Raw genomic sequence first — 15,058 nt, forward strand, 5'->3', positions numbered from 1 at the left:
AAAAGCACACCTGACAAAGTGTTGGAGTGGCAGGGCCACGGTTCCATCCAACTTCACAGGTGTGCACTTGATTGTGTATGTAATTGTGAATAACGGTAGAATTTCACCTATCCCTCCTATCTGCTCGCAGCACCCGCAGACTTTCTGAAAGAAGGAGATAACCTACTTATCCGTTGCTATGATTATACTAAAGTTTCTACTTTTTTGCAAATAGATTTTTAAGTTTTTGTCCAATGGTCTGGAGTAAGGTCGGAAGTTTCACGACCTTGTCGTTTCCTAATTTTTCCCGAGCAATTTTGAGGATAGTCCCAGAGTCTTTTGAGGCAAAGAGGAATTTACCTTGATCGGTAAAGACTTCAAAGTGACGGCTGATTTTACGTCCACTTACGTTTGCTCCGATTTGATTGACGCTAGACCAGGGGATTTGGATATATTGTTCGACATTGACATCAGGATAAAACTCCAAGGCTTGGTCTCCGACTAGAAATTTTCCAACCTTTCCCGAGATAGAGAGATAAGATGTCCCAGTAGTTTGCAGGTCAATGACTTTATTGAGAGATTGTGCCATGATTAGTCTTCCTTACTTTCATCGAAAAAGGCATGGTAGAGAGCCTTGATAGCTGCCTTTTCTTGGTCTTTATTGACAACAAACATGATGGAAACTTCACTTGAACCTTGGGACATCATCTGGATGTTGATTTTATTCTCAGACAAAGCACGTGTTGCAGTAGCAGTTACCCCGATATGGCTCTTCATCTTTTCTCCTACAATCATAATGATGGAAAGGTCATGTTCGATTTCAGCATGGTCCACTTCAGCCTTTTGAACGAGTTGACGTAGAATTTCTTCTTCTTTGATAGGAGTCAATTCGCGGGAGCGGAGGATGATTGAAAGATCGTCGATACCTGTAGGCATGTGTTCCCAACCGATATTGAGGTCCTCAAGGATTTGCAGAACCTTGCGACCAAACCCGACTTCACGGTTCATGAGGTATTTTGACATGTTGATGCTGACGAATCCTGAGTCACCTGCAATCCCTACTACTGGGAATTTATCACTACTGTGTTCTAAAACAATGCGTGTTCCTGGGTGGTCAGGGTTGTTGGTATTCTTGATGACAAGAGGAATTTTTCCTCGGTAGGCAGGAAGAAGGGCTTCGTCATGAAGAACTGAAAATCCAGCGTAAGCCAACTCACGCATTTCACGGTAGGTTAATTCAGGAATGGAGTGTGGTTGGTGGATAATACCAGGATGGGCAGCAAAGATACCATCTACGTCTGTAAAGTTCTCATAGAGATCAGCCTTAACACCTGCTGCAATGATAGAACCTGTGATATCTGAACCTCCACGTGAAAAAGTACAGATTTGATTTTCCTTAGTCACACCAAAGAAACCAGGGATGACAAGGACTTCGTTGCTATCAGCCAAGCCTTCAATCTTATCATAACTAGATGGAATGATACGTGCGTTTCCAGGTTCACTTGTGACAACGATCCCAGCTTCTCTTGGGTGAACATAGCGTGCATCAATGCCGTTTTGGTTAAAGTAGGCTGCAATCAATTTGGCGTTGTTGTTTTCTCCAGCTGCTAGGAAGGCGTCATAGAGAAAGTCATTTTCTTCAATAGGAAGAGTCGCTAAGGCGCGGATACTTTTAGAAATTTTCTCTAAAACAGTTGGTTTTAAGCCTAGTTCGCTCACCATAGCCGCATAGCGGTCGATAATCCAATTTTGGCTAGTGCTGATGTCATTTCCAGCCACATAGTCACGATAGTATTTGATCAAGGCATCTGTAACCTTGGTATCCTCAGCATTGCGTTTACCCGGTGCAGAAACAACCACAAAACGGCGCTCTTTATCGCTTTTAACGATATTTAAAACTTTTTCTAACTGACTAGCAGAGGCAAGAGAGCTTCCACCAAATTTTACAACCTTCATAGGGACTCCTCAAGTAAGTATTTTATACGATTATAGCAGAAAGAGGGGCTTTTTTCAATGAAGAAAATATCTTCCTATTTTAATAGAAGCAAAAGTTAATTTATTCTGGGAATCGATAAATAGATAAAAAGTAAGAAAGTCAATTTTCCTCAAATTCATAAATGAAGGTAAAATAATCGGCTGAGACACTTTTAATTGATTTTTTCTTGTTCCTTTATCCCAAAAAAGGTATACTTTGATAATAAAATAATTTTATCACCATACAAAAGGAGAAGCTATGAATCATATCCTATACCAGATCGTAGATGATCTAGCTATTATTACTCTGAATCGTCCTGAAGTGGCAAATGGTTTTCACATCCCAATGTGTGAGGAAATCTTAGAAGCTTTGACCTTGGCAGAGCAGGACCAAGCAGTACAGTATATCTTGATTAACGCGAACGGTAAAGTTTTCTCAGTGGGGGGAGACCTGGTCGAGATGAAGCGGGCGGTGGATGAGGATGATATTCCTTCATTGACAAAAATCGCTGAATTGGTCAATACAATTTCCTATAAGATCAAGCAAATACCCAAACCAGTTTTGATGGAAGTAGATGGAGCCGTTGCAGGAGCTGCAGCCAATATGGCAGTAGCGGTTGATTTTTGTATAGCAACAGACAAGGCTAAGTTCATTCAAGCCTTTGTCGGGGTTGGCTTGGCTCCTGATGCAGGAGGCATTCATCTCCTAAGTCGTAGTATAGGAGTAACACGAGCAGCCCAGCTTGCCATGACAGGAGAAGCCCTGACAGCAGAGAAAGCTCTGGAGTGGGGCGTGGTTTATCGAGTCTGTGAGGCAGATAAGCTGGATAAAACACGAGATCAAGTTCTAAAAAAACTCAGACGCGGTTCAGCTAATTCCTATGCAGCGATTAAAAAGTTGGTTTGGGAAAGCCAATTTAAGGATTGGCAAAATTATGCTGAATTAGAGTTGAAGTTGCAGGAATCCTTGGCTCAAACCGAAGATTTCAAAGAAGGAGTTCGCGCTCATTCAGAAAGAAGACGACCAAAATTTTCAGGAAAGTAAAAAAATACTTGCACTATCTTTTGAAGTTTGATATACTTTCTCTATCAAATGTTTTGATTATGAAAGTTTTTTAGAGGGAGGGAAAGGATTTGGATTACCAACAAGTAAATGATTATTTAACATCCATTTTTAATAATGTCCTTGTGATCGAGGAGGTTAGCTTACGAGGTAGTCGATTCAAAGACATCTCCATCAAAGAAATGCACACGATCGATGTGATTGGGAAGTTCCCGGAGGCAACACCAAGCAAGGTTTCAAAGGAACTGATGGTAACTCTTGGAACGGTTACAACGAGCTTGAATAACCTGGAAAGAAAAGGTTATATTGAGCGAATTCGTTCCGAACAGGATCGTCGTGTGGTTTATCTACATTTGACAAAGAAAGGTCGTCTAGTCCACCGCCTTCATAAACGTTTCCACAAGGCCATGGTCGAAAAAATTATCGACGGTATGAGTCCTGAGGAGATGGATGTTATGGGCAAAGGATTGACTAACCTTTATCAATTTTTGGAGGATTTGAAATAATGGCTTTTGCTAAAATAAGCCATGTTGCTCATTATGTACCAGAGCAAGTGGTCACCAATCAAGACTTGGCTCAAATCATGGATACAAGCGATGAGTGGATTTCAAGTCGTACAGGAATTAAACAGAGACATATTTCAAAAACGGAGTCAACGAGTGATTTGGCGACAGAAGTTGCCAAAAGCTTACTGGCTAAGGCGAGCATAAAAGCTGAGCAGATCGATTTTATCATTGTAGCAACGATCACACCTGACTCAATGATGCCCTCTACAGCAGCGCGAGTTCAGGCCAATATTGGTGCTAACAGAGCCTTTGCTTTTGATCTCACAGCTGCCTGCAGTGGATTTATTTTTGCACTTTCAACTGCTGAGAAGTTTCTGACATCTGGACAGTTCAAAAAAGGGATTGTTATCGGTGCTGAAACCTTGTCCAAGGCGGTTGATTGGTCAGATCGATCGACTGCTGTACTCTTTGGGGACGGTGCTGGTGGAGTTCTCTTGGAAACAAGTGACAACCGACACTTCCTTGCAGAGAGTATACACAGTGATGGTGCTCGAAGCGAGTGCTTAACTTATGGGCAAACGACCTTGACTTCCCCCTTCTCTAATCAAGAAGCAGTTCCTGCATTTTTGAAGATGGATGGGCGAGCAGTTTTTGATTTTGCGATTCGAGATGTTGCTAGGTCAATCAAGCAGACCATTGACGAAGGTCCAGTAGGGGCATCTGATTTGGACTATCTCTTACTTCATCAGGCCAATATCCGCATATTGGATAAGATGGCTAAAAAAATCGGTGTAGACCGAGACAAACTTCCAGCCAATATGATGGAGTATGGGAATACCAGTGCGGCTAGCATCCCGATTTTACTATCAGAGTGTGTGGATCAGGGGTTGATCCGTGTAGACGGCAGCCAGACGATTCTTTTATCAGGCTTCGGTGGAGGCTTGACCTGGGGCACGCTCATTCTTACAATCTAGGTAATCATGTGGTGAACACATTGTTATAAATTTTTATATTTTAAAGGAGTCCTATCATGGCAGTATTTGAAAAAGTACAAGAAATTATCGTTGAAGAACTTGGAAAAGATGCATCAGAAGTAACACTTGAATCTACTTTTGATGATTTGGATGCAGATTCTTTGGACTTGTTCCAAGTAATCTCTGAAATCGAAGATGCTTTTGACATCCAAATCGAAGCAGAAGATAACTTGAAAACTGTTGGTGACTTGGTTGCCTACGTTGAAGAGAAAACAAAATAAGAGCGAATAAGATATAGAAGGAGTAGGGGAAACCCACTCCCTCTTGTTTAGGTAATAGTTTGAGACTCAAATAATATACTAATCGAACTATTACGTAAGCAAGGACTGATGGAGGCACTATGAAAACACGTATTACAGAATTATTAAACATTAAATATCCAATTTTCCAAGGAGGGATGGCCTGGGTCGCTGATGGCGACTTGGCCGGAGCTGTTTCTAAAGCTGGCGGTTTAGGGATTATCGGTGGTGGAAATGCACCCAAAGAGGTCGTGAAGGCAAATATTGATAAGATTAAAGCGCTGACTGATAAACCTTTTGGTGTCAACATCATGCTCCTGTCTCCATTTGTAGATGACATTGTCGATCTTGTGATTGAAGAAGGAGTCAAGGTAGTAACAACAGGAGCTGGAAATCCAAGTAAATATATGTCTCGTTTCCACGAGGCAGGTATCACAGTCATCCCTGTTGTTCCAAGTGTTGCTTTGGCAAAACGGATGGAAAAAATCGGTGCGGATGCGGTCATTGCAGAAGGAATGGAAGCTGGTGGACACATTGGTAAGTTGACAACCATGACCTTAGCTCGTCAAGTTTCTGCAGCTGTTTCGATTCCAGTTATTGTTGCTGGAGGAATTGCTGATGGTGAAGGTGCAGCAGCAGCCTTTATGTTAGGCGCGGATGCTATTCAGGTTGGTACACGATTTGTAGTAGCTAAGGAATCAAACGCTCATCCAAACTACAAGGAAAAAATCCTCAAAGCGCGCGATATTGATACAACCATTTCAGCTCAGCATTTTGGTCATGCCGTTCGTGCCATTAAAAACCAGTTGACACGTGACTTTGAGCAGGCTGAAAAAGACGCCTTTAAACAAGAAAACCCAGATTTAGAAATCTTTGAGCAAATGGGAGCTGGTGCTCTTGCCAAAGCCGTTGTTCATGGAGATGTAGAAGGCGGTTCTGTCATGGCGGGTCAGATTGCGGGTTTGGTCTCTAAAGAAGAAACCGTCGAAGAAATCCTAAAAGATCTATACTATGGCGCAGCCAAGAAAATTCAAGAAGAAGCCTCTCGTTGGGCAGGAGTTGTAAGAAATGACTAAAACAGCCTTTCTATTTGCCGGTCAAGGTGCTCAGTATCTAGGAATGGGACGTGATCTCTATGATCGCTACCCTATCGTCAAGGAAACCATTGACCAAGCCAGTCAGGTTTTGGGTTATGACCTTCGTGATTTGATTGATAAGGAAGAAACCAAGTTAAACCAGACTCGCTATACGCAGCCAGCTATTTTAGCGACTTCGGTTGCCATCTACCGTCTATTGAAAGAAAAGGGTTATCTGCCAGATATGGTTGCAGGCTTATCCCTTGGTGAATATTCTGCTTTAGTAGCTAGCGGAGCCTTGGACTTTGAAGAGGCAGTTGCCTTGGTTGCCAAGCGTGGGGCTTATATGGAAGAGGCGGCGCCTGCTGGTTCTGGTAAAATGGTAGCCGTCCTCAATACTCCAGTAGATGTGATAGAGGAAGCTTGCAAAACTGCTTCTGAAGTCGGTATAGTCACTCCAGCCAACTACAATACTCCAAGCCAAATCGTCATTGGTGGAGAAGTGGCTGCAGTTGACCGTGCGGTCCAACTCTTGCAGGAAGCAGGAGCCAAACGATTAATCCCCCTAAATGTGTCGGGTCCTTTCCACACAGCCCTTCTAGAGCCGGCTAGCCAACAGCTAGCTGGGGCTCTTGAGGGGATTAGTTTCTCAGACTTTAACTGCCCTCTAGTCGGCAATACAGAAGCTGCAATCATGGAAAAAGATCGAATCCAAGAGCTTTTGACGCGTCAGGTGAAGGAACCGGTTCGTTTCTACGAAAGTATCGCAGTCATGCAGGATGCTGGTGTGACCAACTTCATTGAAATTGGTCCAGGAAAAGTCTTGTCAGGCTTTGTCAAAAAGATTGATAAAACAGCTCAGCTAGCCAATGTAGAAGATTTGGCAAGTTTGGATGCTTTGCTAGGAAACTAGTAATCCCTTCTCCCACAAATACAACAGGAAACAGGAGAACAGAATGCAACTAAAAAATAAAAATATCTTTGTTACAGGTTCAAGTCGGGGTATCGGACTTGCTATTGCTCACAAATTTGCTCAACTAGGAGCCAATGTGGTTTTGAATAGTCGCGGGGCAATCTCAGAAGAATTGCTGGCTGAGTTTTCAAACTACGGTGTCAAGGTGGTGCCAATCTCAGGTGATGTTTCAGACTTTGCAGATGCAAAACGCATGGTGGAACAAGCAATCGCAGAACTTGGTTCGGTTGATGTCTTGGTAAACAATGCTGGGATCACTCAAGATATGCTCATGCTCAAGATGACCGAAGAAGACTTTGAAAAAGTGCTTAAGATTAATCTGACAGGGGCTTTTAACATGACGCAAGCTGTCTTGAAACAGATGATTAAGGCGCGTGAAGGTGCGATTATCAACATGTCCAGTGTGGTTGGTCTGATGGGAAATATCGGACAAGCCAACTATGCGGCTTCCAAGGCTGGGTTGATTGGGTTTACCAAGTCAGTAGCGCGTGAGGTTGCCAATCGCAATGTGCGTGTAAATGCTCTTGCACCAGGAATGATCGAGTCAGATATGACTGCTGTTTTATCTGATAAGGTCAAGGAAGCAACACTAGCGCAAATCCCTATGAAACAGTTTGGCCAGGCGGACCATATCGCGGATGCCACGGTCTTCTTAGCCCAACAAGATTATTTGACTGGACAAGTTCTCGCTGTTGATGGCGGACTTAGCATGTAAAAAAAGAAAGATATAGGTAAGACAGATGAAACTAAATCGAGTTGTAGTAACAGGTTATGGATTGACCTCCCCTATCGGAAATACCCCAGAAGAATTTTGGAACAGTTTGCAAACTGGAAAAATTGGAATTGGTGAAATCACTAAGTTTGATCATAGTGAATTTGCCGTACACAATGCGGCTGAAATTCAAGATTTCCCATTTGATAAATACTTTGTCAAAAAAGATACCAACCGTTTTGATGATTATTCTTTGTATGCCTTGTATGCAGCGCAAGAGGCAGTGACACATGCCAACCTTGATGTAGAAACGGTAGATAAAGATCGTTTTGGTGTCATCGTTGCTTCCGGTATTGGGGGAATTAAAGAAATCGAAGATCAGGTTATCCGTCTTCATGAAAAAGGTCCAAAACGTGTTAAACCAATGACACTTCCAAAAGCCTTGCCAAATATGGCTTCAGGAAATGTTGCGATGCGTTTCGGAGCAAATGGTATCTGTAAATCAATCAATACAGCCTGCGCCTCATCAAATGATGCCATCGGAGATGCCTTCCGTTCCATCAAGTTTGGTTTCCAAGATGTCATGTTAGTTGGTGGATCAGAATCATCTATCACTCCTTTTGCTATCGCTGGTTTCCAAGCTTTGACAGCTCTATCAACTACAGAAGATCCAACTCGTGCTTCTATTCCGTTTGACAAAGATCGTAACGGTTTTGTGATGGGAGAAGGTTCAGGGATGCTGGTTCTTGAGAGTCTTGAACACGCTGAAAAACGTGGGGCGACCATCTTGGCAGAAGTAGTTGGTTATGGAAATACCTGTGATGCTTACCATATGACTTCACCTCATCCAGAAGGTCAAGGTGCAATCAAGGCTATGAAACTGGCTTTGGAAGAGGCAGAAATTTCTCCTGAGCAAGTAGCATATGTCAATGCCCACGGAACTTCAACTCCTGCTAATGAAAAAGGAGAAAGTGGTGCTATCGTAGCTGTTTTTGGTAAAGAAGTACCAGTATCTTCAACCAAGTCCTTTACAGGACACTTGCTTGGAGCTGCAGGAGCGGTAGAAGCGATTGCTACCATCGAAGCCATGCGTCATAACTTTGTTCCAATGACAGCTGGTACAAGCGAGTTGTCAGACTATATCGAAGCGAATGTTGTTTATGGACAAGGATTGGAGCAAGAAATTCCTTATGCTATTTCAAATACATTTGGTTTTGGCGGACACAACGCGGTTCTTGCTTTCAAACGTTGGGAGAATAAATAATTATGAATTTAAATGAGATCAAGGACTTGATGGCTCAATTCGACCAATCAAGTTTGAGAGAATTTTCTTATAAAAACGGACAGGACGAATTGCAGTTCAGCAAGAATGAAGCAAGAATAGTTTCTGAAGCACCAACTCCAGTTCCTTCAGCGCCAGCTGCAGTGGTTGCTAGTTCAGCGGTTTCAGCTCCTTCGACTCCAGTAGAGAGTCCAGTAGCAGAAACACCAGCACCAGCTGAATCGACTGTTGGCCCAGAGGGAGATGTCGTTGAAAGCCCACTTGTTGGGGTTGCTTACTTAGCTGCTGGACCAGATAAACCTGCCTTTGTGACGGTTGGTGAAAGTGTCAAGAAAGGTCAGACTTTGGTGATCATCGAAGCCATGAAAGTCATGAATGAGATTCCTGCGCCTAAGGATGGCGTGGTAACAGAAATTCTCGTTTCAAATGAAGAAATGGTTGAGTTTGGTAAAGGATTGGTACGTATCAAATGATCGATATTCAAGGAATTAAAGAAGCTCTACCCCATCGCTATCCTATGCTCCTAGTGGATCGTGTCTTGGAAGTGAGCGAAGATACTATTGTTGCCATTAAAAATGTCACCATCAACGAACCTTTCTTCAATGGTCATTTTCCTCAATACCCAGTTATGCCAGGTGTCCTTATCATGGAAGCCTTGGCACAGACTGCGGGTGTCTTGGAATTGTCCAAGCCTGAAAACAAGGGAAAGTTAGTCTTTTACGCTGGCATGGACAAGGTCAAGTTTAAGAAGCAAGTTGTACCAGGTGATCAATTAGTCATGACGGCTACTTTTGTCAAACGTCGTGGTACGATTGCTGTGGTTGAAGCAAAGGCTGAAGTGGATGGCAAGCTTGCAGCGAGTGGTACTCTTACCTTTGCAATTGGAAACTAAGGAGGTTCTCCATGTTTCGTAAAATTTTGATTGCCAACCGTGGTGAGATTGCGGTTCGCATTATCCGAGCTGCGCGTGAATTGGGCATTGCGACCGTAGCAGTTTATTCAACCGCTGATAAGGAAGCTCTTCACACACTCCTAGCGGATGAAGCTATCTGTATCGGACCTGGTAAGGCGACAGAGTCTTATCTCAATATCAATGCGATTTTATCTGCTGCAGTTTTGACAGAAGCAGAAGCCATCCACCCAGGTTTTGGTTTTCTTAGCGAGAATTCCAAGTTTGCCACGATGTGTGATGAAGTGGGGATTAAGTTCATCGGTCCTTCTGGGGCTGTTATGGATACCATGGGAGATAAGATCAATGCGCGTGAGCAAATGATCAAGGCTGGGGTTCCAGTTATCCCAGGATCTGATGGTGAAGTTCACACAGCTGAAGAGGCCCTTGCGGTTGCTGAAAAAATTGGCTATCCAGTCATGCTTAAGGCATCGGCAGGTGGTGGTGGAAAAGGGATTCGTAAGGTTGAAAAGGCAGAAGACTTGGTCGCAGCCTTTGAGACAGCGTCCAGTGAAGCCAAGGCCAACTTTGGAAACGGCGCTATGTATCTTGAGCGTGTGATTTATCCAGCTCGTCATATCGAAGTTCAGATTCTTGCAGATCAAGAGGGTCATGTTGTCCATCTTGGTGAACGGGATTGTTCTCTTCAACGAAATAACCAAAAGGTCTTAGAAGAAAGCCCGTCCATCGCGATTGGCAAAACCCTTCGTAATGAAATTGGTGCTGCAGCCGTTCGTGCAGCAGAGTCTGTAGGCTATGAAAATGCAGGGACGATTGAATTTCTTCTCGATGAAGCCAGTGGCAATTTCTACTTCATGGAAATGAATACTCGTGTGCAAGTTGAACACCCAGTCACAGAGTTTGTTTCAGGTGTTGACATCGTGAAAGAGCAGATTCGCATTGCTGCCGGGCAACCTTTACCTTTCAAACAAGAAGATATTGTCCTACGAGGTCACGCTATCGAGTGCCGGATCAATGCGGAAAATCCAGCATTTAACTTTGCTCCAAGCCCAGGTAAAATTACCAATCTCTATCTACCAAGTGGTGGAGTTGGCTTGCGCGTGGACTCAGCAGTTTATCCAGGTTATACCATTCCCCCTTACTATGATAGTATGATTGCTAAAATCATTGTTCATGGGGAGAATCGTTTTGATGCTCTTATGAAGATGCAACGGGCACTTTATGAACTTGATATTGAAGGAGTGCAAACCAATGCAGACTTCCAGTTGGATCTGATTTCAGACCGCCGAGTTATCGCTGGTGACTACGATACTTCCTTCTTGATGGAAACTTTCTTGCCAAAATACCAAGAAAAAGAATAGACTTTCAAACAGTATGAGAACTAAAAGGGGGAGTTATGGCTCTATTTAGTAAAAAGGATAAGTATATTCGGATCAATCCTAACCGTTCCGTAAGGCAGAAACCACAAGCCAAGCCTGAGGTTCCGGATGAACTCTTCTCCCAGTGTCCTGGTTGTAAACACACCATTTACCAAAAGGATCTTGGGAGCGAACGAATTTGTCCCCATTGTAGCTATACTTTCCGTATTTCAGCTCAGGAACGCTTGGATTTGACGATTGATTCTGACAGCTTTGTGGAGATGTTTACGGGTATTGAAACTCAAGATCCCTTGAACTTTCCTGGCTACCAGAAAAAACTTGCTAGTATGCGTGAAAAGACAGGTTTGGATGAAGCAGTACTGACTGGTACAGCTAGCATCAAGGGACAAAAAGTTGCCCTTGGGATCATGGATTCAAACTTTATCATGGCTTCTATGGGAACCGTTGTGGGTGAAAAAATCACGCGCTTGTTTGAGTATGCAACGGTAGAAAACTTGCCAGTCGTTCTCTTCACAGCTTCTGGTGGAGCCCGTATGCAAGAAGGAATCATGAGCTTGATGCAGATGGCTAAGATTTCTGCGGCAGTTCAACGTCATTCCAAGGCAGGACTTTTTTACCTAACTATTTTAACCGATCCGACAACAGGTGGGGTGACCGCTTCTTTTGCTATGGAAGGGGATATTATCCTAGCGGAGCCACAGAGTTTGGTTGGTTTTGCTGGACGTCGTGTTATCGAAAATACAGTTCGTGAGACCTTGCCGGATGACTTCCAAAAGGCAGAGTTCCTGCTTGAACATGGATTTGTGGATGCAATTGTCAAACGTAGAGAACTACCAGATACAATTGCTAAATTAGTGAGATTGCATGGAGGAAGTCGCGGATGAATATTGCAAAAATTGTCAGAGAGGCACGCGAGCAGAGTCGCTTGACAGCCCTTGATTTTGCCAATGGAATCTTCGATGAATTTATCGAATTGCATGGAGACCGTTCTTTCAGAGATGACGGTGCGGTCATTGGTGGAATTGGCTGGTTAGGTGATCAAGCAGTAACAGTCGTCGGAATCCAAAAGGGAAAAAGTCTTCATGATAACCTCAAACGGAACTTTGGGCAACCCCATCCAGAAGGCTATCGCAAGGCTCTTCGCTTGATGAAACAGGCAGAAAAATTTGGTCGTCCAGTTGTAACCTTCATCAACACTGCTGGAGCTTACCCAGGTGTTGGAGCTGAGGAACGTGGACAAGGGGAAGCAATCGCTCGAAACCTGATGGAAATGAGCGACCTCAAGGTTCCAATCATCGCGATTATTATCGGTGAAGGAGGGTCTGGAGGTGCATTAGCACTAGCCGTTGCTGACCGTGTCTGGATGCTGGAAAATTCGATCTATGCCGTACTCAGTCCAGAAGGTTTTGCTTCTATCCTTTGGAAGGATGGGAGCCGTGCCATGGAGGCGGCAGAGTTGATGAAAATCACTTCACATGAACTCCTAGAAATGGGAATTGTGGACAAGGTAATCTCAGAGGCAGGCCTCTCAAGTAAAGAACTACTAGCTTGTGTTAAAAATGAATTGCGTGCAGAGTTTGACCGCTTGCGAGGCTTAGCCTTGGAACAGCTTCTCGAAGAACGTTACCAACGGTTTAGAAAATATTAAAAAGAAAGCTAGAACTGAGTAAAGGTTCTAGCATTTTTTTCTAGAGGACATACATTTCAGGTCGAAAAATTGACAGTTGAGGAGAAGGATGGCACACTGGTAAAAAATGATTTATACTAGATATAGAAACTTGTACTGTTTGAATGATTTTCAAACTCAAAAGGAAATTAGAAATCAAAATTACGGGAAAAAGTTGAATAGCGGAACAAGAAGTTAAGGAAGTTTGTAAAAATGAAAAAACTAGGGCATTTGGGAGTCTTTATCTTACTGGTATTTTTATCGGTTTATCTACCAGAGTTAGGGATTATGCATCTAACTAAGTTTTTAGGATGGGGGATAGATGGCTATTCTATCTTTTTAACAGTTGAAGTAATAGCTCTTTTGCTATTATTTATCTACTGGCTCAAAAAGAAAGAGATGCTCTATATTTTTGAGAAAAAGGGTTCAAAGAAGTCAAGATTCTTTTACCTTGTAGTTGGTCTAGTGGCTACTTATTTTGATCGTCAATTGGTGGATGCTTTTCAGTTACAGTTTCATCACCTAATTGATAACAAGTATATCTTTCAGGACCTTCTTTCGACTCTATACTCCAATGGTCAACCAACTTTTCTATCAACTGTTCTCAGTTTTAATTTAACAGTAGTCGTCGGACCTATATTAGAGGAACTGATTCATAGAGGGTACTTTATGAATACCTTCTTTCCCCAGTCCAAGTACTATCTGGATGTTATCCTATCTGCTCTTATCTTTGGACTTAGTCATTTGATCCTAACTCACCGAGATCCTATCAGTTTGATTATTTATAGTTTAGGCGGTCTTTTCTATGCCCTGATCTACCGTTGGACAAAGAATCTAAAAATCACCATCCTATGCCATAGTTTTTTCAACTTTCTCATTTATGCAAAACCCATCTGGATTTTTGTTTATAATTATGTCTATTACCACTTTTTTAGATAGTGGAAGGCAAAGAAAAAGTGTTTGATAGCTGTCAAACACTTTTTCTAATTTGATAGGAAGATAGAGAAATCTTTTTTATCATTTTCTTGTTTTTCAATGGGTAAAGCAACTATTCAGGACGAAAAATTGACAGTTGAGGAGATAGACTATAAAATAGACAAAAAAGAGGTATACTGTAGATGTAAGCTTACAAAAAATAATTTTAAGGATGTACTTGCAATGGTAGGTACAGAAACATTTACAGCTCTTTCGTCAGAAGGCTTAGACCAAATCTCAGGCGGTCTTGCTGTTTGGGAAGATGGTTATGGTAGATGGTTATATTATAGAGAATTTGCTCCCTGTATGGGGCAAGGGGCACTGAATTCTTATAGAGATGCTTGGAAGTACGGCTTCCGGGCAGGATAATCTTTCAAAAAAGTACGATGAGAAACACAAAGAAACTAAGACAATTTGGAATATTTTTGCTTATTTTTTACTATCTACCTATTTACCACAAACAATTGGTTTATATGTAGCGATCATTTTAGGGTTAGGCGCTGATGTCTACTCTCTTATTTTAACAATGGGATTAGTGGGAAGTTTCCTTCTATTAATTTGGTGGTTAAAAAAGCAAAAGATGCTCTTTATCTTTGAGAAAAAGAGCTGGAACTGGTCAACTATCTTTTACTTGTTTGCAACTTATGTGGTTCATCAGGTACTCGGTAATTTTTGGGAACGTTTTGCTCATTTGATTAATCATCGGAATATTCATGATGTCTATTTTGCGTTGATTCTTTCAAATGGTCAACCAACTTTTCTATCTACAGTTCTTAGTTTTATCTTAACTGTCGTTATTGGTCCTATTTTGGAAGAGACGCTCGATCGTGGGTATCTTATGAACATCTTCTTTTCTAAGTCAAAGTATTATTTAGATGTCATCTTATCAGGCCTTATTTTTGGACTTAGTCATTTGATACTATCTCACCGGGACCCAATTAGTTTATTATATTATAGTCTGATTGGTTTCTTTTTCGCTCTTGTCTACCGTTGGACAAAGAACCTAAAAATCACCATTCTGTGCCATAGTTTTTTCAACTTTCTCATTTATGCAAAGCCCATCTGGATTTTTGTTTCTAATTATGTCTATTATCATTTTTTTAGATAGTAGAGGGCAAAGAAAAAAGTGTTTGATAATTGTCAAACACTTTTTCTAATTTGATAGGAAGATTGAGAGATGCTTTTTTATGTTATTGATAGTCGTACCCTTCAGGATGAAAAATTGACTTTTTTAAAAATAGTTGTTAATATAATAAAAGATATTTATGCTATAAAAATAAGTCAACAAAG

17 protein-coding genes and 1 pseudogene are annotated in these 15,058 nt (G+C 42.0%); 16 read left to right on the forward strand and 2 right to left on the reverse strand.

From position 1 onward, the window contains the following. Positions 1-196 precede the first annotated feature (196 nt). Positions 197-568 (reverse strand): DUF956 family protein, encoded by a 372-nt coding sequence (locus HMPREF8571_RS04390; protein ID WP_000079375.1) that lies wholly within the window; start codon positions 566-568, stop codon positions 197-199. Between the two features lie 2 nt (positions 569-570). After that, entirely contained in the window at positions 571-1,935 is a 1,365-nt protein-coding gene (locus tag HMPREF8571_RS04395) for an aspartate kinase (protein ID WP_000869648.1), read from the reverse strand. Between the two features lie 277 nt (positions 1,936-2,212). Here HMPREF8571_RS04395 and HMPREF8571_RS04400 point away from each other — a divergent pair, with 277 nt between their 5' ends. The 16 genes and pseudogenes from HMPREF8571_RS04400 (at position 2,213) to HMPREF8571_RS04470 (ending at position 14,876) form a co-directional block, all read left to right on the forward strand. After that, the gene (locus HMPREF8571_RS04400) at positions 2,213-2,998 is read left to right on the forward strand and encodes an enoyl-CoA hydratase (RefSeq protein WP_001015591.1); all 786 of its coding nucleotides are present in this window, start codon (positions 2,213-2,215) and stop codon (positions 2,996-2,998) included. Positions 2,999-3,087: 89 nt separating this feature from the next. Further along, positions 3,088-3,522 (forward strand): MarR family winged helix-turn-helix transcriptional regulator, encoded by a 435-nt coding sequence (locus HMPREF8571_RS04405; RefSeq protein WP_000386339.1) that lies wholly within the window; start codon positions 3,088-3,090, stop codon positions 3,520-3,522. After that, positions 3,522-4,496, forward strand: coding sequence for a beta-ketoacyl-ACP synthase III (locus HMPREF8571_RS04410; protein ID WP_000852938.1), 975 nt, complete (start codon positions 3,522-3,524; stop codon positions 4,494-4,496). The genes HMPREF8571_RS04405 and HMPREF8571_RS04410 overlap by 1 nt, the downstream gene beginning before the upstream one ends. 56 nt (positions 4,497-4,552) lie before the next feature. Next, positions 4,553-4,777, forward strand: coding sequence for an acyl carrier protein (locus HMPREF8571_RS04415; RefSeq protein WP_000257839.1), 225 nt, complete (start codon positions 4,553-4,555; stop codon positions 4,775-4,777). A 119-nt stretch (positions 4,778-4,896) separates the two neighbouring features. Continuing rightward, positions 4,897-5,871: an enoyl-[acyl-carrier-protein] reductase FabK gene (gene fabK, locus HMPREF8571_RS04420; protein ID WP_000857459.1), complete on the forward strand. Its 975-nt coding sequence runs from the start codon at positions 4,897-4,899 to the stop codon at positions 5,869-5,871. After that, a complete protein-coding gene (gene fabD / locus HMPREF8571_RS04425) occupies positions 5,864-6,784 on the forward strand; it encodes an ACP S-malonyltransferase (RefSeq protein WP_000167646.1) in 921 nt (306 codons plus the stop codon). Before fabK ends, fabD begins: the two co-directional genes overlap by 8 nt. A gap of 43 nt (positions 6,785-6,827) precedes the next feature. Next, entirely contained in the window at positions 6,828-7,559 is a 732-nt protein-coding gene (fabG, locus tag HMPREF8571_RS04430) for a 3-oxoacyl-[acyl-carrier-protein] reductase (RefSeq protein ID WP_001176207.1), read from the forward strand. 25 nt (positions 7,560-7,584) lie between these two features. Next, positions 7,585-8,820: a beta-ketoacyl-ACP synthase II gene (gene fabF, locus HMPREF8571_RS04435; protein WP_000774042.1), complete on the forward strand. Its 1,236-nt coding sequence runs from the start codon at positions 7,585-7,587 to the stop codon at positions 8,818-8,820. A gap of 2 nt (positions 8,821-8,822) precedes the next feature. Beyond that, positions 8,823-9,311, forward strand: a complete 489-nt coding sequence (gene accB / locus HMPREF8571_RS04440; RefSeq protein WP_001052294.1) for an acetyl-CoA carboxylase biotin carboxyl carrier protein — start codon at positions 8,823-8,825, stop codon at positions 9,309-9,311. Further along, positions 9,308-9,730 (forward strand): 3-hydroxyacyl-ACP dehydratase FabZ, encoded by a 423-nt coding sequence (gene fabZ / locus HMPREF8571_RS04445; RefSeq protein WP_000565515.1) that lies wholly within the window; start codon positions 9,308-9,310, stop codon positions 9,728-9,730. The genes accB and fabZ overlap by 4 nt, the downstream gene beginning before the upstream one ends. Positions 9,731-9,741: 11 nt before the next feature. Next, positions 9,742-11,109, forward strand: coding sequence for an acetyl-CoA carboxylase biotin carboxylase subunit (gene accC / locus HMPREF8571_RS04450; RefSeq protein ID WP_000488665.1), 1,368 nt, complete (start codon positions 9,742-9,744; stop codon positions 11,107-11,109). A 35-nt stretch (positions 11,110-11,144) separates the two neighbouring features. After that, a complete protein-coding gene (gene accD, locus HMPREF8571_RS04455; protein WP_001173373.1) occupies positions 11,145-12,011 on the forward strand; it encodes an acetyl-CoA carboxylase, carboxyltransferase subunit beta in 867 nt (288 codons plus the stop codon). Next, positions 12,008-12,775 (forward strand): acetyl-CoA carboxylase carboxyl transferase subunit alpha, encoded by a 768-nt coding sequence (locus HMPREF8571_RS04460; RefSeq protein WP_001017369.1) that lies wholly within the window; start codon positions 12,008-12,010, stop codon positions 12,773-12,775. The genes accD and HMPREF8571_RS04460 overlap by 4 nt, the downstream gene beginning before the upstream one ends. Positions 12,776-13,006: 231 nt before the next feature. Beyond that, entirely contained in the window at positions 13,007-13,732 is a 726-nt protein-coding gene (locus HMPREF8571_RS04465) for a CPBP family intramembrane glutamic endopeptidase (RefSeq protein WP_000732992.1), read from the forward strand. 219 nt (positions 13,733-13,951) lie between these two features. Beyond that, positions 13,952-14,137, forward strand: coding sequence for a biofilm-regulating peptide BriC (briC, locus tag HMPREF8571_RS11255; RefSeq protein ID WP_025168429.1), 186 nt, complete (start codon positions 13,952-13,954; stop codon positions 14,135-14,137). Positions 14,138-14,154: 17 nt separating this feature from the next. Further along, positions 14,155-14,876: pseudogene (locus tag HMPREF8571_RS04470) on the forward strand (CPBP family intramembrane glutamic endopeptidase). The last annotated feature ends 182 nt before the right edge of the window (positions 14,877-15,058 follow it).

It is taken from the genome of Streptococcus mitis ATCC 6249, from assembly GCF_000146585.1.
Lineage (GTDB): Bacteria > Bacillota > Bacilli > Lactobacillales > Streptococcaceae > Streptococcus > Streptococcus mitis_AZ.